This is a genomic window from Halobacterium sp. CBA1126 (genome assembly GCF_009741975.1).
In the GTDB taxonomy this organism is placed as follows: domain Archaea; phylum Halobacteriota; class Halobacteria; order Halobacteriales; family Halobacteriaceae; genus Halobacterium.
The window spans coordinates 1-19,347 of the sequence record NZ_WPCF01000046.1; the positions used below are offsets into that span (position 1 = coordinate 1).

Annotated in this window: 21 protein-coding genes, 1 tRNA gene and 2 pseudogenes; 13 read left to right on the top strand and 11 right to left on the bottom strand. The window is 70.5% G+C overall.

Annotation, left to right across the window (positions count from 1 at the left end; translation table 11 throughout):
* Nucleotides 1–299 (bottom strand): annotated as a pseudogene (locus GJ634_RS08020) (hypothetical protein); the annotation flags it as partial.
* Nucleotides 300–358: 59 nt separating this feature from the next.
* On the opposite strand from GJ634_RS08020, the gene GJ634_RS08025 reads away from it, so the two are divergent.
* Nucleotides 359–1,042 (top strand): enoyl-CoA hydratase/isomerase family protein, encoded by a 684-nt coding sequence (locus tag GJ634_RS08025; RefSeq protein ID WP_157501967.1) that lies wholly within the window; start codon nucleotides 359–361, stop codon nucleotides 1,040–1,042.
* On the opposite strand, the gene GJ634_RS08030 is transcribed toward GJ634_RS08025, so the two are convergent.
* Nucleotides 1,039–1,845 carry an NAD+ synthase gene (locus tag GJ634_RS08030; protein WP_157501970.1) on the bottom strand — a complete coding sequence of 269 codons (807 nt, stop codon included), beginning with the start codon at nucleotides 1,843–1,845 and terminating at the stop codon, nucleotides 1,039–1,041. The genes GJ634_RS08025 and GJ634_RS08030 overlap by 4 nt on opposite strands.
* A 174-nt stretch (nucleotides 1,846–2,019) precedes the next feature.
* On the opposite strand from GJ634_RS08030, the gene GJ634_RS08035 reads away from it, so the two are divergent.
* Nucleotides 2,020–2,090, top strand: a tRNA-Gly gene (locus GJ634_RS08035).
* Between the two features lie 380 nt (nucleotides 2,091–2,470).
* On the opposite strand, the gene GJ634_RS08040 is transcribed toward GJ634_RS08035, so the two are convergent.
* The 4 genes from GJ634_RS08040 to GJ634_RS08055 form a co-directional block, all read right to left on the bottom strand.
* Entirely contained in the window at nucleotides 2,471–2,731 is a 261-nt protein-coding gene (locus GJ634_RS08040) for a glutathione S-transferase N-terminal domain-containing protein (protein WP_157501973.1), read from the bottom strand.
* Nucleotides 2,732–2,763: 32 nt separating this feature from the next.
* Nucleotides 2,764–3,474 (bottom strand): hypothetical protein, encoded by a 711-nt coding sequence (locus GJ634_RS08045; protein WP_331714057.1) that lies wholly within the window; start codon nucleotides 3,472–3,474, stop codon nucleotides 2,764–2,766.
* Nucleotides 3,471–3,713: a zinc ribbon domain-containing protein gene (locus tag GJ634_RS08050; RefSeq protein ID WP_157501976.1), complete on the bottom strand. Its 243-nt coding sequence runs from the start codon at nucleotides 3,711–3,713 to the stop codon at nucleotides 3,471–3,473. The genes GJ634_RS08045 and GJ634_RS08050 overlap by 4 nt, the downstream gene beginning before the upstream one ends.
* A gap of 67 nt (nucleotides 3,714–3,780) precedes the next feature.
* Nucleotides 3,781–4,692 carry an acyltransferase gene (locus tag GJ634_RS08055; protein ID WP_157501978.1) on the bottom strand — a complete coding sequence of 304 codons (912 nt, stop codon included), beginning with the start codon at nucleotides 4,690–4,692 and terminating at the stop codon, nucleotides 3,781–3,783.
* 163 nt (nucleotides 4,693–4,855) lie between these two features.
* On the opposite strand from GJ634_RS08055, the gene GJ634_RS08060 reads away from it, so the two are divergent.
* Nucleotides 4,856–5,914 (top strand): aldo/keto reductase, encoded by a 1,059-nt coding sequence (locus tag GJ634_RS08060; RefSeq protein WP_157501980.1) that lies wholly within the window; start codon nucleotides 4,856–4,858, stop codon nucleotides 5,912–5,914.
* A gap of 49 nt (nucleotides 5,915–5,963) precedes the next feature.
* Nucleotides 5,964–6,749, top strand: coding sequence for a type II CAAX prenyl endopeptidase Rce1 family protein (locus GJ634_RS08065; protein ID WP_331714058.1), 786 nt, complete (start codon nucleotides 5,964–5,966; stop codon nucleotides 6,747–6,749).
* Between the two features lie 108 nt (nucleotides 6,750–6,857).
* Here GJ634_RS08065 and GJ634_RS08070 read toward each other — a convergent pair whose 3' ends face one another.
* Nucleotides 6,858–8,354: a heme-binding protein gene (locus tag GJ634_RS08070; protein WP_157501982.1), complete on the bottom strand. Its 1,497-nt coding sequence runs from the start codon at nucleotides 8,352–8,354 to the stop codon at nucleotides 6,858–6,860.
* A gap of 183 nt (nucleotides 8,355–8,537) precedes the next feature.
* Between GJ634_RS08070 and GJ634_RS08075 the strand changes: the two are divergent.
* Nucleotides 8,538–9,058 (top strand): annotated as a pseudogene (locus GJ634_RS08075) (PadR family transcriptional regulator).
* Here GJ634_RS08075 and GJ634_RS08080 read toward each other — a convergent pair.
* The 3 genes from GJ634_RS08080 to pyrH are packed head-to-tail and all read right to left on the bottom strand — an operon-like array spanning nucleotide 9,055 to nucleotide 13,265.
* Nucleotides 9,055–10,845, bottom strand: a complete 1,791-nt coding sequence (locus tag GJ634_RS08080; protein WP_157501984.1) for a site-2 protease family protein — start codon at nucleotides 10,843–10,845, stop codon at nucleotides 9,055–9,057. The pseudogene GJ634_RS08075 and the gene GJ634_RS08080 sit on opposite strands and share 4 nt — an antisense overlap.
* A gap of 51 nt (nucleotides 10,846–10,896) precedes the next feature.
* Nucleotides 10,897–12,543 (bottom strand): lysine--tRNA ligase, encoded by a 1,647-nt coding sequence (gene lysS, locus GJ634_RS08085; protein ID WP_157501986.1) that lies wholly within the window; start codon nucleotides 12,541–12,543, stop codon nucleotides 10,897–10,899.
* Complete coding sequence (gene pyrH / locus GJ634_RS08090) at nucleotides 12,543–13,265, bottom strand: UMP kinase (protein WP_157501988.1); 723 nt, start codon at nucleotides 13,263–13,265, stop codon at nucleotides 12,543–12,545. The genes lysS and pyrH overlap by 1 nt, the downstream gene beginning before the upstream one ends.
* A 103-nt stretch (nucleotides 13,266–13,368) precedes the next feature.
* On the opposite strand from pyrH, the gene GJ634_RS08095 reads away from it, so the two are divergent.
* The 4 genes from GJ634_RS08095 to GJ634_RS08110 all read left to right on the top strand — a co-directional run bounded on the left by GJ634_RS08095 (nucleotide 13,369) and on the right by GJ634_RS08110 (nucleotide 16,190).
* On the top strand, nucleotides 13,369–13,635 hold the full coding sequence (locus GJ634_RS08095) for a hypothetical protein (protein ID WP_157501990.1): 267 nt from the start codon (nucleotides 13,369–13,371) through the stop codon (nucleotides 13,633–13,635).
* A gap of 34 nt (nucleotides 13,636–13,669) precedes the next feature.
* Nucleotides 13,670–14,437: a molybdopterin synthase gene (locus GJ634_RS08100; protein WP_157501992.1), complete on the top strand. Its 768-nt coding sequence runs from the start codon at nucleotides 13,670–13,672 to the stop codon at nucleotides 14,435–14,437.
* Nucleotides 14,438–14,703: 266 nt separating this feature from the next.
* Nucleotides 14,704–14,958 carry a hypothetical protein gene (locus tag GJ634_RS08105; protein WP_157501994.1) on the top strand — a complete coding sequence of 85 codons (255 nt, stop codon included), beginning with the start codon at nucleotides 14,704–14,706 and terminating at the stop codon, nucleotides 14,956–14,958.
* Between the two features lie 119 nt (nucleotides 14,959–15,077).
* Nucleotides 15,078–16,190, top strand: coding sequence for a site-2 protease family protein (locus GJ634_RS08110; RefSeq protein ID WP_157501996.1), 1,113 nt, complete (start codon nucleotides 15,078–15,080; stop codon nucleotides 16,188–16,190).
* Here the strand turns inward: GJ634_RS08110 and thiL are convergent.
* Nucleotides 16,187–17,047 (bottom strand): thiamine-phosphate kinase, encoded by an 861-nt coding sequence (gene thiL / locus GJ634_RS08115; RefSeq protein ID WP_157501998.1) that lies wholly within the window; start codon nucleotides 17,045–17,047, stop codon nucleotides 16,187–16,189. The two genes, GJ634_RS08110 and thiL, sit on opposite strands and share 4 nt — an antisense overlap.
* Before the next feature lie 139 nt (nucleotides 17,048–17,186).
* Between thiL and GJ634_RS08120 the strand changes: the two genes are divergently transcribed.
* From GJ634_RS08120 to GJ634_RS08135, 4 genes are all read left to right on the top strand, one after another.
* Entirely contained in the window at nucleotides 17,187–17,642 is a 456-nt protein-coding gene (locus GJ634_RS08120) for a 30S ribosomal protein S19e (RefSeq protein ID WP_157501999.1), read from the top strand.
* Nucleotides 17,643–17,733: 91 nt separating this feature from the next.
* Nucleotides 17,734–18,090, top strand: coding sequence for a DNA-binding protein (locus tag GJ634_RS08125; protein ID WP_157502001.1), 357 nt, complete (start codon nucleotides 17,734–17,736; stop codon nucleotides 18,088–18,090).
* A gap of 3 nt (nucleotides 18,091–18,093) precedes the next feature.
* Nucleotides 18,094–18,687 carry an asparagine synthase-related protein gene (locus GJ634_RS08130; protein WP_157502003.1) on the top strand — a complete coding sequence of 198 codons (594 nt, stop codon included), beginning with the start codon at nucleotides 18,094–18,096 and terminating at the stop codon, nucleotides 18,685–18,687.
* Between the two features lie 54 nt (nucleotides 18,688–18,741).
* A partial coding sequence (locus GJ634_RS08135) for an EamA family transporter (RefSeq protein WP_157502005.1) occupies nucleotides 18,742–19,347 on the top strand: 606 nt, incomplete at its 3' end.

A 19,347-nucleotide genomic window follows, 5' to 3' on the forward strand; every position in this document is an offset into this window, starting at 1 on the left:
GCGAGCACGTCGAGGTCGTCGCTGGGGTCCTGTTCGTCGGTGTGCGCCCACGGCTCCTCGGCGACGAGGTCCCGCGTGGTGCGCAGCCCCTCGTAGATCAACTGGACGCCGGCGGCTCGCCGCGTCACCGCGTCGTCGTCCACCGACCCGTCGACGACGCGGGCGCTCAGCACCGTGAGTACGCCGGGGAGCATCGAGGACGACGCGACCTGGTCGTCGATGACCGCCCGGAGGCCGTCGGGTTCGATGTCCGCGACGGCGTCCCGGGCGGCGGCCCGCGCCTGCTCGGCCTCCTCCATCGACCGAAGATAGCGGCGGGAACGGCAAAGACCTTTGGAAACCGCCGCCACGGTCCGGTATGGTTCGCGTGACCGACGACGGCGCGGTCCGCGTCGTCACCCTCGACCGGCCCGAGGCGCGGAACGCGCTCACGCCGCGAGCCCTCGACGACCTCCGGGCGGCCGTGACCGACGCCGACCAGCCGGTCGTCTACGTCCACGGCGCTGGCGAGGCGTTCTGCGCGGGCGCCGACCTCGACGTCGTTCGAGACCTCGACGGTCCCCGCGGGGAGGCGTTCGCGCGCCGCGGCCAGCGCACCCTGAACGCCGTCGAGGACACCGACAACGTGGTCGTCGCGGGCGTCGACGGCGCGGCCCGCGGTGGCGGCGTCGAGCTCGCGCTCGCCTGCGACGTCCGCGTCTGCACGCCGGACGCGACGTTCGCCGAACCCGGCGTCTCGCTGGGCGTGTTCGGCGCGTGGGGCGGCACCCGGCGCCTCCCCGAAGCGGTCGGCGCCACGCACGCGGCGGACCTCTCGCTGTCCGGGCGTACCGTCGACGCCGAGACCGCCCGCGAGATGGGGCTGGTCTCTCGAGTCGTCGCGGACCCGCGAGCGGTCGCCGACGAAGTCGCCGCCAACGACCCGGCCGCGCTCCGCGAACTCGCCGCGCTGCTCGCGGCCGACGGCGACCGCGAGGCCTCGGACCGCGCGGAGGCCGACGCGTTCGCGCGACTGCTCGCCGACGAGCCGTTCGAGAGCTAGGGCGTCGGCGGCACCGCGCGCTTGTGCTCGCTGCGCTCGTAGAGCCCGCGCACGGTCTCCACGACGCCGTCGGGAATTCCGAGGTGGTCGGCCGTCGCGCTCGCCGGGACGTTCCCGTCGACGTTCAGCGCGAGCACCGCGTCGATGGTGTCGTAGTCGACGCCGAGCTCCTCCTCGTCGGTCTGGTCGGCCCACAGCTCCGCGGTCGGCGTCTTCGTCACGAGGTCGTCGTCGACGCCGAGGTCGCGGGCGAGCTGGCGGACCTGCATCTTGTAGAGGTTCCCGATAGGGTGGCAGTCGACCGCGCCGTCGCCGTACTTCGTGAAGTAGCCCGCGAGCGCCTCCGTGCGGTTCCCCGTGCCGAGCACCACGCCGTTCTCGTAGTTCGCGACGAGGTAGTTCAGCACCGCTCGCGTCCGCGCCCGGGCGTTCCCGACCGCGAGCTGGTCGCCCGCCGCGGGCGGGTAGAGGTCGGTCAGCAGGTCGACCACGGGGTCGATTTCCACGACGTCGTACTCGATGTCGAGGTCGTCGGCGACGCGCTCGGCGTCGCTCATGTTCTGCTCGCTGGAGACCTCCCCCGGCATCACGAGCCCGTGGACGGCGTCCGTCCCGAGCTCGTCCACCGCGAGGTGCGCGACCGTCGTCGAATCGATGCCACCGGAGAGCCCGAGCACGCAGCGGTCAGCGCCCGCCGCCTCCACGGTCTCCCGCAGGAACGACTGGATGCGGTCCCGCCGCGCGGCCAACTCCGACTCCGAGAACCGCAGGTCCAGCGGCTCGATGGTGTCTGGCGCAGTCATCGTCTCGGGGTTCGGCGCGGGCCGACTAAAACCCACTCGCTGTCGCTGATTCGTGGACGCGCGTCCACTCCCCGAAACGCTACGTTCAAGTGAGGCGGTCAGCTACTCGTTGATGGAGCGCTGGTGATGAGCAGACCCGACGGGTTTGCGAGCCGCAGGGCGCGAACGCTGAGCGCGCTGGTGGTCTAGTGGTAGGACATGAGCTTCCCAAGCTCATAGCCCGGGTTCAATTCCCGGCCAGCGCACTTCTCCACTACTCGAACCGGCCAGCGACGGCGCTGTCGCTGGCCGTTCGATACTCTCGTGAATGCGCGAGGGAATTGAACCCTATCAGTCGCAGCCCGCGCAGCCGAGCGACGCGAGGCGAGCAGGACCGTCTGATTCCGGTTCAATTCCCGGCCAGCGCACTTCGCAGTCTCACTTCGTTCGACAGCTCGTGCGCTGCCCGATGTCACGTTCGCTCCGCTCACGTGACTTCCCGGAAGACGCTGCGCGTCTTCCGATGTTCGCAGTCCTGCGGACTGCTCACTCCCGGCCAGCGCACTTCTCCACTACTCGAACCGGCCAGCGACGGCGCTGTCGCTGGCCGTTCGTCGCACTCGAAAATATCGACGAGTAACCGCAGTTACGCGTAGTGCTCGTCGAGGTAGTCGACGATGTCGTCGCTCTCGTAGAGGGCCTCCTCGCGGGCGGTGTCGACGAGGTACGGAATCTGGTCCTCGCCGCCGTTCGTCAGTTCCTCGTAGGTCCGCTCGTTGGTGACGTCGCCGCCCTCGCCGCCCGGGAGCCGGGGGTTGTGGACGACGTAGGAGACGCCGAGCTCCGAGAGCTTCTCGCGGACTTTCGCGCAGTGCGGGCAGCCTTCGGACTGGTACAGTTCCAGCATACCCGGTCGTACGCGGGCCGCGCACGTAAACGTCAGCGAACCGGCGGGTACGACTCCCGCTGCACCCACTCGCGGAGGCGGGCGTGGCCCGCGTCGCCGTAGCGCAACGGCCGCCGCCACCACGGCCCCTTCCCGGAGTCCGCCGACCACTCGGTGACAGCGCGGTTGGCGTCGACGCCGCGCGCGCCGCTCAGCGGGACGGCGCGGTCGTAGAGCCGGGAGTCGTCGGTGCCCGCGAGCATGACGGCTGCGTCGAAGGGGTCGCGCTTGCGGTGGGCGTTCCCCGCGAACACGTCTCGCTCGCGTTCGGGGAGCGCCTCGAACTCGTCGCCGGTCACGGGGTCGCGGGCGAGCACGAACTCCCCGATGACGTAGGTCCCCCAGTCGGCGGCCATCCACGGCCCGGGGTCGTCGGGGGCGTCCAGCGTCGCGTAGAAGTAGACGCGGTCGCCGGCATCGAGGTCCAGCAGCGGGCTGGCTTTCAGGCCGTGCGGGTCGCCGTACGTGTACCGCTCGCAGCACGGGTACTCGGCGAACGCCGGGTCGAGGTGGACCGGCGTCTCCCGGACGTCGTCGGGCACGTCGATGGGGAGGTCAAGGTCGGCGTACGTCGGGACGGCCTCGCTGGTCGGCTCGGTCTCGGGAATCGGGACGTAGACGAACGAGCCGTCCGCGCGCAGCGGCCCGCGGAACCCCGGCTGGTTCGTGTTCGCGGCGACGTTGAGTGCGACCGCCCGCGTCACGGCTGGAGCTGCGCGACGCACTCGCGGCAGAACCGGTAGTCGGCGTCGTTCTCGGCGCCGCACGCCGGACACAGCAGCACGGACGCGTTACTCTGGGACGACGCGACGTCCGCCGGCGACGCGCTCTCGGCGAGGCCGGACTCGGGCGTCCCGGCGTCCTCGCTCTGGAGGCGCCGCCACACGGCGAACTGCAGGGCCGCCACGAGCAGCACCGCGAGCACGAACAACCCCCATTCCATGTGTGAACGTAACACGGCCATCCTATTCAGCGCTTCGCCCGTCGGCGCGGCGCGAGTCCGGCGCGGCTCACGCGTCCGGCGGGTTCAGGTCGCGCTGGAACTCGTCGAAGTCGTCGAGGTCGTCCGGGAGGTCGTAGTCGATGCGGCGTTCTTCCTGGCGGTTCTCGCCCGCCTCGTCGACCGGTATCGCCTCGGACTCCCAGCCGGGCTTGATTTTGATGCTCTTGGCGGGCATCCCGACCGCGATGTGGTGGTCGGGGACGTCGTTCTGCACGACCGCCCGTGACCCGACGATGGCGTTCTCGCCGACGCGGACGCCGGCGCGGACGAGCGCGCCCTGCGTGATGCGGGCGTCGTCGCCGACGATAGTGTGGAAGTTCTCCACGACGGTCTGGTCGACGACGTCGTGGTCGTGGGTGTAAATGTGGGCGCCGTCGCTGAGGCTCGCGCGGTCGCCGATGGTGAGCTCGCCGCGGTCGTCGAGGTGGACGTCGTCGTGGACGACGACGTTGTCCCCCATCTCGATGTTGTGGCCGTACGTCATCGAGATGCCCTTGAACAGCCGCACGCCCTCGCCGACGCTCTCGAAGAGGTGGCCGGCGAGCATCCGGCGGAACCGCAGCGCGAACTCCACGTTGTCCGCCAGCGGCGTGTTGTCGAACTGCCGCCACAGCCACTGCAGGGGCTTCGAGCGCGCGAACGCCTCCTCGTCCTTCTCGGCGTAGTACTCGGACTCGAGGGTGGCGTTCCGCGGGTCGAAGTTCGCGAGCCGCGCGGCCTCCGTCGGCGAGACGTGGTCGTCGTTCTGCCAGCTCTCGTAGGCGTCCCGGGCGCCGTGGAGGTCCACGAGCGTCTCCGTGACGGCGTCCGCGAGCTCGTCCGGCCCGCTCGCGGCCGCGAGTCGGTCGTCCACCTCCGAGACGAACCCGCGGAGGGTCGCCTCCGCGTCGTCCGGCAGGGAGACGTGGCGCTTGGTCATACTCCTACCTCGGCTGCGGGCACTGATATTGGTTTCCGTCCCGACGGCAACCCCCGGAACCACCGCCGAACCCGGTCGCGAGCCGGCTACGACGCCGCCGCCGCCCGTCAGCGACCCCACCGGAACCGCACCCGCTAAGTGGCCGTCCCCCCAACGTGCCGGTATGCAACATCGCGAGCTCGGGAGCTCCGGAGTCGAGGTCAGCGAAGTCGGGTTCGGCGCGTGGGTCGTCGGCACCGACTGGTGGGGGGACCGCGACGAGGACGACGCCCTCGAGATGGTGGAGTACGCCCTCGACCAGGGCATCACGTACTTCGACACGGGCGACGTCTACGGCCACGGCCGCAGCGAGGAGCTGCTCGGGGAGGTTCTCGCCGAGCGCGGCGACGAGATGACGGTCGCGACGAAGGTCGGCTACGACTTCTACAACAACCCGCAGGCGGGCCACGGCGAGCTCCCGAAGGAGATGTCAGTAGCGTACCTCCGGGACGCCGTCGAGCAGTCCATGGACCGCCTCGGCGTCGACCACGTCGACGTCCTCCAGCTCCACAACCCCGACGTCGACGAACTCACCCCGGACGTCGTGGAGTTCCTCGACGAGCTCCGCGAGGACGGCCGCGCGGACGCCATCGGGGTCGCGCTCGGCCCGTCTATCGGCTGGCTCGCGGAGGGCGAGAAGGCCATCGAGGAGGCCTTCGACTCCGTGCAGTACGTCGGCAACGTCCTCGAACAGGACGTCCACAACCACTTCGTGGAGTACGTCCGCGAGCAGGACGCCGCCACCTCCCTGATTCCCCGCGTCCCGCACTCCTCGGGCCTCCTGAACGAGCAGGTCACGCCCGACACCGAGCTCGGCGAGGGCGACCACCGCGGCTTCCGCCCCGACGAGTGGTACGAGACCGGCTGGGAGAAAGTCGAGAGCCTCCGGTTCCTCGAACGGGACGGCGAGCGCACGCTCGGGCAGGCGGCCATCCAGTGGCTCCTGAGCTTCGACGAGGTCGCGACCGTCACGCCGACGTTCCGCTCGAAGGCGGACATCGACGAGTGGGCCGCGGCCCCCGAGACGCCCGCGCTCAGCGGCGAGGAGCGCGAGCGCGTCGCCGACCTCTACGCGGACAACTTCGGCGTCGACCGCTTCGACGGCATGAGCCACGAGGACTACCGCACGAGCGTCGACGGCGAGGACCTCCAGGCCGCGGGCCTCATCGGCTCCGCGGACTGAACGGCGAACCGGCAGCAATCTTTTCTACTGGCTCTGTGTCGGACGGGACGTGACACCGACGCACTCGTTCCGCCGCCGGTTCGCGGCGACGTTTCTGGCGGGCGTCCCGGGCGTGATGGCGCTGTCCGCGTACGTCTACGCGACCGTCGACCCGGCGGCCGTTCCGGGCGGCCTCACGCGGCCGGCGTACGCCGTCGCCGCGGCCGCGAACCCGCTGGTGTTGCTCGCCGCTGCCTGCGTGCTCGGCGCGTACACCGCGCCCCGGATCGGATTCCAGTCCTACCTCGCGGAACGCGCGGAGGGCGACGCGACGGTGTGGTCGCGCCTCCGCGACGACCTGCCGCTGGCGGTCGGCCTCGGCGTCGGCGGGGCAGTCGCAGTCGTCGCGTTGGACGTCGCGTTCGCGGCGTTCGTCGCCGACGACCTCGTCGCCGTCGCGGACCCGGGGACGGTCGGGGACGTGCTCGCGTACGCCCCGGTGCGCTTCCTCTACGGCGGCGTCACGGAGGAACTCCTGTTGCGGTACGGGCTCATGTCCGCGCTCGCGTTCGCCGGCTGGAAGCTCACGGGGTCGCCGGCGCGCGGGCCGTCCGCCCCCGTCGTCTGGGTGGCCGTCGTCGTCGCCGCGGTGCTGTTCGGCGTCGCCCACCTCCCAGCGCTCGCCGCGAGCGTCGACCTCACGCCCGCGCTCGTCGCGCGCATCGTCCTCCTGAACGCGCTCGCCGGCCTCGCGTTCGGCTGGCTCTACTGGCGCCGCAGCCTCGAAGCCGCGATGGTCGCCCACGCCGCCTTCCACGTGCCGCTGGTCGCGCTCTCGCTCGTCACCGTCGCTTGACGCCCGTACACCTCGGCTGTCGATTCGCGGCGCTCGTGGCGATGTCCAGCGACGTAGCGTACCCGAGCGGACCGAGGGGGTCGCGCAGCGAACCCCCGACGCGAAAAGTTACGCGAGGAACACGTGCCGCGGGCGGTCAGCGAGCACGTCGCGGCCCCAGTCGACGGTGTCGGCGAAGTCGTCGCTGCGGAAGAACGCCATGGCGTCCTCCTTGGACGCCCACTGGCTCGCGATGAACATGTCGTTCTCGTCTTCGACGTTCACCATGAGGTCGGTCTCGAAGTGGCCGTCCATCTCCGCGAGCACGTCCGCGACGGCGTCGAACTTCTCCACGAAGTCGTCGGTGTGCTCGGGCTTCGTCTCGTAGAACATGCCCATCGTGCCGAAGCCGGACTCCTCGCCCGCGCGCTCGACGACCTCCGGGAGCTCGGAGAGGAAGCCCGCGGCGGTGTCGGCGGCGCTGGCGGTGTCCCAGATGGAGACGACCGCGGCGCGGTCGGTCGTGCGGCCGTCGTAGACGGCGGTCTTGACGTGCGTGTCGTAGTGGTCGAAGTTGCTCCGCAGGCCCTCTACTTCCTCGAACAGCTCGTCGACGTCGGCCTCCGAGTAGAGGACCGTCGCGTACACGTCCTCGCCGTGGGGCTTGCCCGCGTAGATGTCGAGGTCCTCAAGCTCGCCGCGGATTCCCTCGCTCTCGCTTTCTTCCTCCTCGCCGTGGTCGTGGTGACCGTCGTCGCCGTGGTCGTGGCCGTCACCGTGCGCGTGACCGTCGTCGCCGTGGGCGTGCTCGGTCTCGCCGTGGGCGTGCGCGTGGCCGTCGTCCTCGGGCGTTGGGACCTCCTCGCCGGCCATGTACGCCGCGAGGTCTTCCGGCGGGAAGCGGCGGCCGACGTAGAACTCGCCGAACTCGCCATACTTCGAGGACGCCTCGTCGAAGCGCATCTCGTAGACGATGTCCTTGACGTCCGTGAGGTCGTCCGCGAACAGCGTCACCCCCCACTCCCAGTCGTCGAGGCCCACGGAGGAGGCGATGACCTGACTGATTTTGCCCGCGTACCGCTTGCCGACCTCGCCGTGGCCCGCCATCAGCTCGGCGCGCTCCTCCATCGGGAGGTCGTACCAGTTCTGCTCGGGCTGCCGGCGCTTGCTCATCGGGTAGAAGGAGACGTACGTGTCCTCGGGAATCTCGGGGGTGAGCTTCCCCTCCATGTAGTTCCGGAGGCCCGCGTCGACGCTCTCGGGGTCCTCGAAGTACTCCGGGCTCGTGTACCCCGAGATCTCGGTGACAGAGACGTACGAGTACGACTGCTCGGTGTACTCGGCGAACGCCGTCCCCTCGAAGCGGCGCTCGATGCGGTCGAGCTCGTCCAGCGTCTCCCGGAAGTGCACGAACAGGAGGTCGGCCTTGTGGCCCGTGATCGAGAACACCGCGGAGTCGCCGTCGTCGGCGTCCGCGAGCGCTTCGCGGTCCTCGAGGAACGACTCGGCCTCGGCCAGTGCGCTCTCTCGGTCCCGTTCGGGCGCGTCCCGCCACGCGTCCCAGTCCACGGTGCGGAAGTCGTGGAGCGCGAACCAGCCCTCCTCCGTCTGCGGCGCGTCAACCATGCCTCGGTGTTCGGATTCGCCGTAGAAGGGTTTTCCTAACGAGTCCCGTCAGCGACCCGATCAGCTGACAGCCGGAGCGTTCGAGGAGTCGGCGGTGGCGTCTCCTCCGGGTTCAGAAACGCCGAATCGGACGGGTGGCCGGACCGAAACGCTTTCCACCCGAACAGCGAAACCTGTGGCCGAATGCGAAAGAGCGGTCCGCCGAAAGGGCTCGTCTCGTACCTCGTCTTGGAGCTGCTCGACGAGCAGCCCCGCTACGGGTACGAGATTCTGAAGGAGATCGAGGACCTCAGCGGCGGCCACTGGGAGCCGTCGTACGGCTCCGTCTACCCCATCCTCTACAAGTTCGAGGACGAGGGGTACGCCGAGCGCATCGAGGTCGAGGACGAGCCCGACCGCAAGTACTTCGAGATCACCGAGGCGGGCCGCGAGGAGCTCGCGGAGAAGCGCGCGGAGGTCGGCGACACGGCGAAGGACGTGACGGACGTCATCCTCGGGTTCTACCACGTGTTCGCGGTGCTGGCGACCGACGACGCTTCGCGGTGGACAACCCCGAGGCGGGGGAGGGGTGGCGCTTCGACGAGGCGTTCTCGGCGTGGATCGCGGAACAGCTCATCCGCCACCACGAGTACTACTTCGAGGAGTTCGAGCGCGTCGAGGACACGCCCGAGGAGTTCGCTGAGCGGATGGGCCTCGAGGACTAGCCCAGGAGCTGCGGCCCGAAGAACATGATGACCAGCGACGCGAGCATCGTCAGCCCGATGCTCGTGGTGACCGCGCGGGTGACCGCCCGGCGGTCGTCGATGGGGAGGCGGGCGGTGACTGCTTCGGCGACCGTCCGCAGGAGGTGGCCGCCGTCCAGCGGGAACGCGGGGATGCAGTTGAAGAACGCGAGGTTGAGGTTGATCCACCCGGTCCACAGCAGGACGTTCGCGAGCACGAACACCGCGTTGTCGGGGAGCGGGCCGGCGGCGACGTAGAAGTTCTCGTTGACGCCCGCGAACCCGGGGAAGTTGAACGCCAGCGTGGGGTCGATGAGGCTCAACAGCGGGAGGAACAGCGCGGCCGCGACGCCCTGCAGGAAGCCGACCAGGCCACTGGCGGCGCCGCCGAGCAGCAGGCCGAGGCCCGTGTCGCCGACGTTCCCGGAGACCAGCGAGAGGAACGCCTCGGCGGGGTAGAGCTGCGCGCCGAACCCGGACGCGGTGAGGCCGCTGACGCCGCTGGCGATGACGCCGCCGAAGTAACTGGAGCCGTCCTCCTGCTCGCCGAGGGTCACGTCGTACGTCTCGACGCTGCCGTCGACGTGCGCTTCGACGGCGACCGCCTCGCCGGGTTCGTGGGCCGCGAGGACGTCCCGCATGTCCGCGCCGGTGGCGACGCGCTCGCCGTCCATCCGGGTCACGATGACGTCACCTTCGCCGGGGAGGCCCGCGTCGGCCGCGGGCGAGTCGGGGACGACGGTGACGAACGCGCCGGCGGGCGCGGTGACGCTCGTGCCGTTGGCGGTCTCGAAGGTCGCGACCGTCCGGTCCTCGACGGCGGCCTCGAGGCCGGCTTGCGTGTACACCGCGGTGCCGTTCACGGACGCGAGCACGCTCCCGGTGCCGACGTCCGCGAGCGGAGAGTCGGCGGCCACCCCAGTCACGAGCAAGTGGCGGTCGACGACCACCTGCTCGCCGCTCGCGAGCGTCACCTCCACCTCGCGGCTCTCCGTGTCGGCGAGCGCCCGCTGGAACTCGGTGTTGTTCGCGACCGCGACGCCGCCGACCTCGGTGACGCGGTCGCCCGCGCCGATGCCGGTCGCGGCGGCCGCCGAGTCCTCGTGGACGCTCCCGACGAGCCCGCCGCTGGCGACGCCGACCGCGCCCGCGACCGGGCCGAAGAGGAGCGCGAACGCCACCACGACGACGAGGAAGTTGTTCGTCACGCCCGCCGCGAACATGCGGGCCTGCGAGCCGCGGTCGGCGCGGCGCTGGCTCTCCTCGTCGGGCTGGACGAACGCGCCGATGGGGAGGACGGCGAGCAGTACGGCGCCCATCGAGTCGACGTCGATGTCCTCGACGTAGCACATCAGGCCGTGGCCGAACTCGTGGACGACCATGCCGATGAACAGCCCCGCGACGATTTCTGGCGCGACCGATAGCGGCATGAAGTCGCTGACGCCGGGGATGACCAGCGCGTTCCGCGGCTGGTTCACGGCGGAGGGCGCGGGCGGGTTCGCGAGCGTCGACGCCGCGGAGGTCACGAGCATGAACAGCGTGCCGGCGGCGACGACGAGCGCGACGCCGAGCCCGAAGTTCCCCCACGCGCGCCAGAACCGCTCGGGCCGGGCGGCCCACGCCAGCAGCCGCTTCCCGCGCTTCGTGTGGAGGGTGAGTACGGGGCCGGTCGCGGAGACGAACGACGGCAGGAGGTTGCGGGCTTTCGCCCACGACACGCCGGCCCAGTACGCGAGCAGGGCGACGCCGAGTACCGTCCAGATATCCATTACCCGGAATTCAGGGGTCCCGCGGCAAAAGCCGTTGGGTATGCGAACCGCTCAGCGCCGCCGGCGGAGCCGTCCGAGCACGAACTGGCGGTCGAGCTTCGCGAGGAACGGCCCGAGCTTCGGCCCCTGGTCCTCGTCGAAGAACAGCCGGTAGCCCGCCGAGAAGAACGCGCCGATGTCGACGTCGTGGCGCTTCGCTGTCTCGTAGATTTCGCCCTGCAGCGCGTCGCCGTCGGGGTCCTCGGCCTCGAGGAAGTCCGCGAGCTCGTCGAGCGCGGCTTCGGTCGCGGCGTCGAAGTCGTGGTCGGGAATCTCGGTGCGCTTGAGGTCGTAGTTGAACTCGTTGTCCGTCCGGCGCGCCCACTCGCGGGCGCGCTCGACGCGTTCGAGCGCCGCGTCGACCGCCCAGTCCGGGGCGTCGTCGGGGATGTGCCCTTCGCGGCGCGCGATCTCCTCGCGGAGCGCGGGGTCGTCGGTCATGCCGAGGACGGCCGCGAACGTGTACGGGATGCGGATGCGCTCCTCGCGTGGGTCGTCGACGAGCAGCGGGTAGACGCGCTCGGCGCGCTCGCACTCGTCCTCGTCGGCGTCGATTTCGCCGAAGTAGACCGCCTCCATGCGGTCGAACTCGTCGACGAGCTGGTCGAGGCGCGCAATCGAGAAGTCCCGGGCGCGCTGGGGGTCCTTGCTGAAGAAGAACCGGACGACCTCGGGCTCCAGCAGCCGGAGCACGTCCTGCACGAGCACGACGTGGCCCTCCGAGGAGGAGAACGGCTCGCCGTCGAGCGTGAACCACTCGTACACCATCGGCACGGGCGGCTCGTCGCCGAGGACGTTCCGCGCGACGTCGGTGCCGGACGGCCACGAGCCCTCCGCGTGGTCCTTCCCGAACGGCTCGAAGTCGACGCCGAGGACCTGCCACTGCGCGGGCCACTCGAAGCGCCACGGGAGCTTCCCGTCGCGCAGGCTCGCGGTGCCCTCGTGGCCGCAGCCCTCGATGGTGCGGTCGCCGGCTTCGACGTCGCTGCACTCGTACTCTACGGTGCCCGCGTCGAGGTCGATGTCGGTGACGGCGTCGGTCTCGGTGACGTGCCCGCAGTGCTCGCAGATGGGGCGGAACGGGACGTAGTCGTCGTCGACCTTCTCCTGGTACTCGCTCAGGACGTCGACCGCAAGCTCCCGGTGCTCCAGCAGGAACTCGGTGACGGCTTCGAGGTCGCCGTCCTCGTACAGCGCGGTGTTCGACACCATCTCCACGTCGACGCCGAGCAGCTCCGCGGACTCCTCGATGAGGTTCGAGAAGTGCTCGCCGTAGGAGTCGCAGCAGCCGAACGGGTCCGGAATCGCCGTGTACGGCGCGCCGAGGTTCTGGCCGAGCGCGCCCGCGTTCACGTCCCCGAGGTCGACGAGGTCGCCGTCGAGGTCCGCGAGCTTCCGCGGGAGCTTCCGGAGCGGGTCGCGGTCGTCGCTCGTGAACAGCTGCCTGACCTTGTAGCCGCGCTCGCGCAGCACCTCGGCGACGAAGTAGCCGCGGAGGATCTCGTTCATGTTCCCGAGGTGCGGGACGCCGGACGGCGAGATGCCGCCCTTGATGACGATTGGCTCCTCGGGGTCGCGTTCGAGGACGCGGTCCGCGACCGCGTCCGCCCAGAAGCTCCGGTCGTCGCCGAGCGCGTAGGGGTCGTCGTCGGGGTGCATTACTGGTCGTCCGCCCAGTAGGTCATCTGGTCGGCGGTGCCCTCCGGGATGACGTCCGTCCCGTCGTGCTCGCCGCGCAGCACGGCGTCCACGATGCGGGAGGGGTCGGTGCCGTCGAGGACGATGGTGCGGACGCCCGAGCGCTCGATGAGCTTCGCCGCGAGCAGGTCGACGGGCGCCGACGACCCCGCGTTCATCTCGATGTCAGCGATGATGTCCACGAGGTCGCCCGCGGTCATCCGCTCGTAGTGCTCGGCGTCGGCGTCCTCGTTCGGGTCCGCGCTGAACACGCCCGGGACGCTGGTCGCGTACAGCAGGAGGTCCGCGTCCGTGTACTCCGCCAGTGCCGCGCTCACGGCGTCGGTCGTCTGCCCCGCGACCACGCCGCCCATCACCGCGACGTCGCCGCGGCGAATCGCCTCCCCCGCGGTCTCGTAGTCCTCGGCGGGGCTCGGCGCCGCCATCCCGTCGAGGGCCGCGATGAGCAGGCGGGCGTTCAGCCGCGTGACGTCCACGCCGATGTCGTCGAGTTCGATCTCGTTGGCGCCGAGCTCTCGCGCCGCCGTGATGTACTCCCGCGCGACACCCCCGCCGCCGACGACGGCCCCGATCTCGCAGCCGGCGTCGGCGAGTTCTTCGATGGCGGCGGCGTGAGCCTCCACCCGCTCGTGCGCGAGGTCGGGCGCGAGGACGCTACCGCCGATAGAAACCACGACACGCATACTACACCCTGATACCCCTGTTGCGTCCTTAAGGGTTGTCAACTCCCGTGCAACGGCTGCGAACGCGACGAACGGTTTTCCGGCCGGCGCTCCGAGCACGGGTATGGTCGCGGTCACCGACCCCGCCGTCCTCCTGACCGTCGCGTGGCTGCTCGTGCTGTTCGCGACCGCGTGGCGCTACCAGTTCGGCTCGCTACCGCCGCTGCGGGCGTTCGCGCTCGTGGCCGTCGCGCTCCTCTGGCTGGCGTACTCGCTGCTCCAGCTCGGCGACCTGCTCTCGCCTCCCTACGACGACGTGGTCAACGTGGTCGCCCTCCTCCTTTTCCTCGCCGGCCTGTCGATGGGCTGGCGGTGGTGGCGCGCGCGGTAGCTGGCGACACCTACAAGCCGCGAGCCCCCCGACGTTGGAGTATGCAACTTCACGGCATCGTCGGCGACGCGCCGGCGGCGTCGCGGACCGGCTCGCCGACCGGCTCGCCGAGCGCGGCCGCGTCGGCGTCGTCCGCGCCGGCGACCCCGACGTCCCGGACCGCACCACGTACACCGTCGGCGACGGCTGGACGGGCGCCGGCCCCGACGCCGACGTCGACGACGTGCTCGACGACCTCGCCCGCGACCACGACTACGCCCTGCTCGTCGGCTTCCCGGACGCCCGCGTCCCCCAGATTGCGGTCGGCGACGCCGCCGTCGAGGACCCCGCGCTCCGCGTGGACCCGGACGACCCGGACCTCGACGCGGCCGTCGAGGCAGTCGAAGCCGCCGACCCGTTCGAGACGCTGTCCTCGCTGGTCGCGGCGCTGAAGCGCTCCCCCCGGGCGGACTACGCCGGCGCGATCGCGACGTTCACGGGCCGCGTCCGCGCGCTCGAGGACGACGAGGACGAGTGGACGGAGTCGCTGACCTTCGAGAAGTACGAGGCCGTCGCCGCCGAGCGCACCGCGGCCATCCGCGAGGAACTGGAAGCCCGCGACGGCGTCCTCGACGTCCGCCTCCACCACCGCGTCGGTCGCGTCGACGCCGGCGAGGACATCGTCTTCGTCGCCGTCCTCGCGGGCCACCGCCGGGAGGCGTTCGAGGCCGTCGAGGACGGCATCGACCGCCTCAAGGAGGAGGTCCCGATCTTCAAGAAGGAGGTCACCGTCGAGGGCGAGTTCTGGAAGCACGAGCAGTAGTCGAACCGGTCCGCGAGCCGACGATTTCACGCCCGATACCGCCGCCGAACCGCCGCTCGACCCCCGGTTTCGCGCGCCGCGCGTCCGACCTTAGAAACAGATATATTTATCCAGAAATAATCTCTCTGAGCGCTCGGTAAAACGTCTAAGCGAATCTCGAACCGTTGTAAAACGTTCGGGGAAGTCGGTTTTCGGCTGAAATTGCGCGAATCTGCCCGAACGTTCACCCCTTTATAACCTCCCGCAGCCAGTAGGGTGAATCGAAGATGAGCGCAACACAGACCCCCTCCACCGACGCCGACGAACCGCAGGACAAGGAGACGCGGCTCAAGGCGTACCTCCGCGAGAAGGCCGACGACGGCGAGGTGTACTTCAAGAGCAAGTTCATCGCCGACGACGTCGACCTCTCCCCCAAGGAGATCGGCGCGCTCATGGTGAAGCTCTCGAAGTCCGCGACCGACCTCGAAGTCGAGAAGTGGTCGTACACCAGCGCCACCACCTGGCGCGTGCAGTCCGCGTAACCCCCCGCTCGCGCTCGCACCGCCCTGACACAGCCGCCCTTCCCTCCCGCTTCTCTCGACCGGTAGCCGCGCGTGCCGGCGACTAAGTGCTTAAACCGCTGGAACGGTAAGCGACGGTGATGTCGGCCCAGCCGCCCGACGGCGCCCCCCATCCGGACTCGTTCGCGTCGGTGTTCGACGTCTACGAGGTGCGCCGCGACGACGGTCGCGTGCTCTACTTCGGCGACCCGCGCGCCGACCGCCAGACCATCGAGGAAGCCGTCTGGCCGGCGTTCCGCGAGCAGGGCTACGAGGTCCGCCTCGCGCGCCGCACGGGCGAAGCCGTCCTCGTCGCGGAACCCCGAGACGCGAACGAGGACCGCGGCGTCCCGTGGACGAACGTCGCGCTGTTCGTCGCGACGCTCGCGTCGACGCTGTTCGTCGGCGCGAACTGGTACTACGTCGACCCGTTCTCCCCCGAGGTCGTGCGCGCGCTGCCGTTCACGCTCTCCGTGGTGGGCGTGCTCGCCGTCCACGAACTCGGCCACTACGCGATGAGCCGCTACCACGACGTCGACGCCTCACTCCCGTACTTCATCCCGTTCCCGTCGCTGTTCGGGACGATGGGCGCGGTCATCCGCATGCGCGGCCGGATTCCCGACCGGCGCGCCCTCTTCGATATCGGCGCCGCCGGCCCACTCGCCGGGCTGGTCGCCGCCGTCGCCGTCTCCGCCGTCGGCCTCTGGCTCCCGCCAGTGACGGTGCCGGCGGAGTTCCTCGCGTCCTCGGCCGCGGTCGAAGTCCAGTTCGCGTACCCGCCGCTTTTAGAGGCCGTCGCCGCCGTCATCGGCGAGCCGCTGTCCTACAGCGACCCCGCGAAGTCCGTCAATCCGGTCGTGATGGGCGGCTGGATCGGGATGTTCGTGACGTTCCTGAACCTCATCCCGGTCGGCCAGCTCGACGGCGGCCACGTCCTCCGGTCGCTGGTCGGCGAGCACGCCGACCGGGTCGCGCCACTCGTGCCGACGGCGCTGTTCGCGCTCGCGGGCTACCAGTGGTTCGTCGCGGACGCCGGCGACACCGCGGGCATCTGGATCGTCTGGGGCGTCATCGCGACGCTGGTCACGTTCGCGGGCGGCGTCGACCCCGTCGACGACGCCTCGCTGGACCGCCGCCGGGTCGCCGTCGGCGTGCTCACGTTCGTCCTCGGCGCGCTCTGCTTCATGCCTGTGCCCATCCAGATCGTCGGTTAGTGCGTCCAGCCGCGGTCCGCCAGCGGCTCGCCGTCCAGCGTCACGCCGGCGTCGGTGACCTCGCCGACCACAGAAATCGGGACCGCTGTCGCCTCCCGTACCTGGTCCACCGCACTCTGGGGAACGGTCGCGACGAGCTCGAAGTCCTCGCCGTACGACACGGCCGCGTCCAGCGGGTCGTCGACCGAACCGCGGAGTTCGTCCGCGACCGGGACGCGCTCGGCGTCGACGGCGAACCCGCAGTCGCTGGCCTCGGCGAGCTGGTGGAGCGAGCGCGCGAGGCCGTCGCTGGAGTCCATCATCGCCGTCGCGCACTCGGCGAGCGCGCGGCCCGCCGCCACGCGCGGCTCGAACCGGAACAGCTCGTTCGCCGCCTCGACGTTCCCCGACTCGAAGCGCTGCATGGCCGCCGCCGTCCGGCCGAGCGTCCCCGTCACGACGAGCGCGTCGCCGGCGGTCGCACCGCTCCGGAGTACGGGGTCGTCCGCGCGGCCGATTGCGGCCGTCGCCACCGTGAACTCCTCGTGGCCGTCGAGGTCGCCGCCGACGTACTCCGCGTCGACCGCCTCGCAGACGTCCAGCGCGCCCTCCACGTACGCGCGGAGTTCGCCCTCCTCGAACTCCGGCGCGCCGTAGACGCCCACGGCCGCGGTCGCGTCGGCGCCCATCGCCGCGACGTCCGACAGCGACGCGCCCACCGACCGCCAGCCCGCCGTGTACCGGGTCGTACCGGCCGGGAAGTCGGTCGCCTCGTGGAGCATGTCGATGGTGAACACCGTGTCGTCGACGACCGCGGCGTCGTCCCCGGCGCCCGCGACCAGCCCGCCGACCACGTCGAGGGCCGCCCGTTCGTTCATGCTCCCGGATTCGAGGGCCCGGCGTAAAACGCTCCGGATGCCGCGCGGTTCGGGGGCGCTTCCGGAGCCTAGACGGCCCCGACGGCGCCCACGAGTCCCTAACGATGGCTTTAAACGAATCCGACGTGAATTCCGGGTAATGGCAACTCTCTACGACGCTCCCGCCGACGAGCTCGTCGACGAGCTCGCGAGCGAGCTCGAAGACCGACTCGACGAACCGGACTGGGCGCAGTTCGCGAAGACCGGCGTCGGCCGCGAACTCCCCCCCGAACAGGAGGACTTCTGGGCGCGCCGCGCCGCCAGCATCCTCCGGAAGGTCGCTATCGACGGCCCCATCGGCGTCAAGCGCCTCGCGACCGCCTACGGCGACACCACGGACGGCTCCAACCGCTACCGCGTCTCCCCGCCGGACAGCACGTCCAGCTCCCGGAACATCGTCCGCACCGCGCTCCAGCAGCTCGAGGACGAGGGCCTCGTCGAGCAGCAACACGACCGCGGCCGCGTCGTCACCGCCGAGGGCCGCAGCCTCCTCGACGAGACGGCCGGCGACGTCATCGAGAACCTCGACCGCCCCGAACTCGAACGCTACGCGTAATCCCCTCCGTTCTCCGTCGTCGCCGACCGCGTAGCCGTGGCGCTCCCGCGGTTGCGTTACAATTATCCGGATTCGCCGACTACTGACGAGTATGAGTGGGAGCCCGGACGACGACCGGCTCGAAGAACTGCGCCAGCAGAAGAAAGAACAGCTCAAACAGCAGCAACAGCAGGGCGGCGGCGACCGGGAGACCGCCCAGCAGGCCCAGCGCGAGCAGGCCGAACAGCAGAAGCAGGCGCTGCTCAAACAGCACCTCACCGACGGCGCGCGCAAGCGCCTCAACACCATCAAGATGAGCAAGCCGGAGTTCGCCGAGAAGGCCGAACAGCAGATTCTCGCGCTCGCCCAGTCCGGCCGCCTCCAGGACCAGATCGACGAGGAGCAGATGAAAGACCTGCTCCGCGAACTCAAGCCCGACTCCCAGAGCTTCAACATCAACCGCCGGTAGGCGATGCGGCTGGGCTTGCTCTACAGCGGCGGGAAGGACTCCACGCTCGCGGCGCTGCTCGTCGAGCGCTTCTACGACGTCACCCTCGTCACCGCGCACTTCGGCGTGACCGACGAGCACGAGCACGCGCGCCGCGCCGCCGACGCCGCGGGCTTCGAGTTCCGCGCGCTGGAGCTCGACCGCGAGGTCGCCGAGGACGCCGCCGAGCGCATGCGCGAGGACGGCTACCCGCGCAACGGCATCCAGCACGTCCACGAGCAGGCGCTGGAGGCCGTCGCAGCCCTCGACTTCGACGCCGTCGCGGACGGCACCCGCCGCGACGACCGCGTTCCCACCGTCTCCCGCGCGCAAGCCCAGAGCCTCGAGGACCGCCACGGCGTCGACTACCTCTCGCCGCTCGCCGGCTTCGGCCGCGGCGCCGTCGACCGCCTCGTGGACGCCGAGCTCGACGTCGAGGTCGGCCCCAGCGAGGAGATTCCGCGCGCCGACTACGAGGCCGAACTGCGCGCGATTCTCCGCGCCGAACACGGCGAGGAGGCCATCCGCGAGGTGTTCCCGGACCACGACCAGACGTACGTCCACGGCCTCCGCGAGTAGCCGTCGTCCCGCAATCGAACCACTCTTCTCTCGGCGCTGACTCCGTCCGCGTGAATGGAGTCCGGGCTACTCTACGCGCTCGCCGCCGCCGGCCTCTGGGGCACCTACCTCTTCGTCCTGAAACGCTACTTCGTGGGCGTCCACGGCGCCGTCCTCACGGTGTTCGTCAACGCCGCCGCAATCGCGTGGTACCTCCCGTTCGCCGTCGCGACCGGCGGCGACGGCCTGCCGGCGTTCCCGTCGATGGGCGCGTGGGCGGTCGCGGTGTTCGCCGGGACCGTCGTGTTCGGCGCGCTCGCGTTCGTCGTCTCCGTGCAGGCGCTGGCTGTCGGCGACGTCTCCTACGTCGCGCCAATCGCGAAAATCGTCCCCGTGTTCGTCGTCCCCATCGAGGTGCTCGTCCTCGGCGCGTACCTCGAGCCGACCGCGGTCGCCGGCATCGTCGTCGCCACCACCGCGGTCTACCTCGCGAACTACGAGGGCGGGGACGTCCTCGAACCGTTCCGCCGCGCCGTCCACTCGCGGGCCGCCCAGCTCGCGCTCGTCTCCGCGGCGCTGTTCGCGGTCAGCGACGTCGGCCGCCGCGTCGTCCTCGACGGGTTCACGTTCCCGACGCGGCTCTGGGTGCCGGTGTACCTCGCGAGCGTCGCCGCCGTCGTC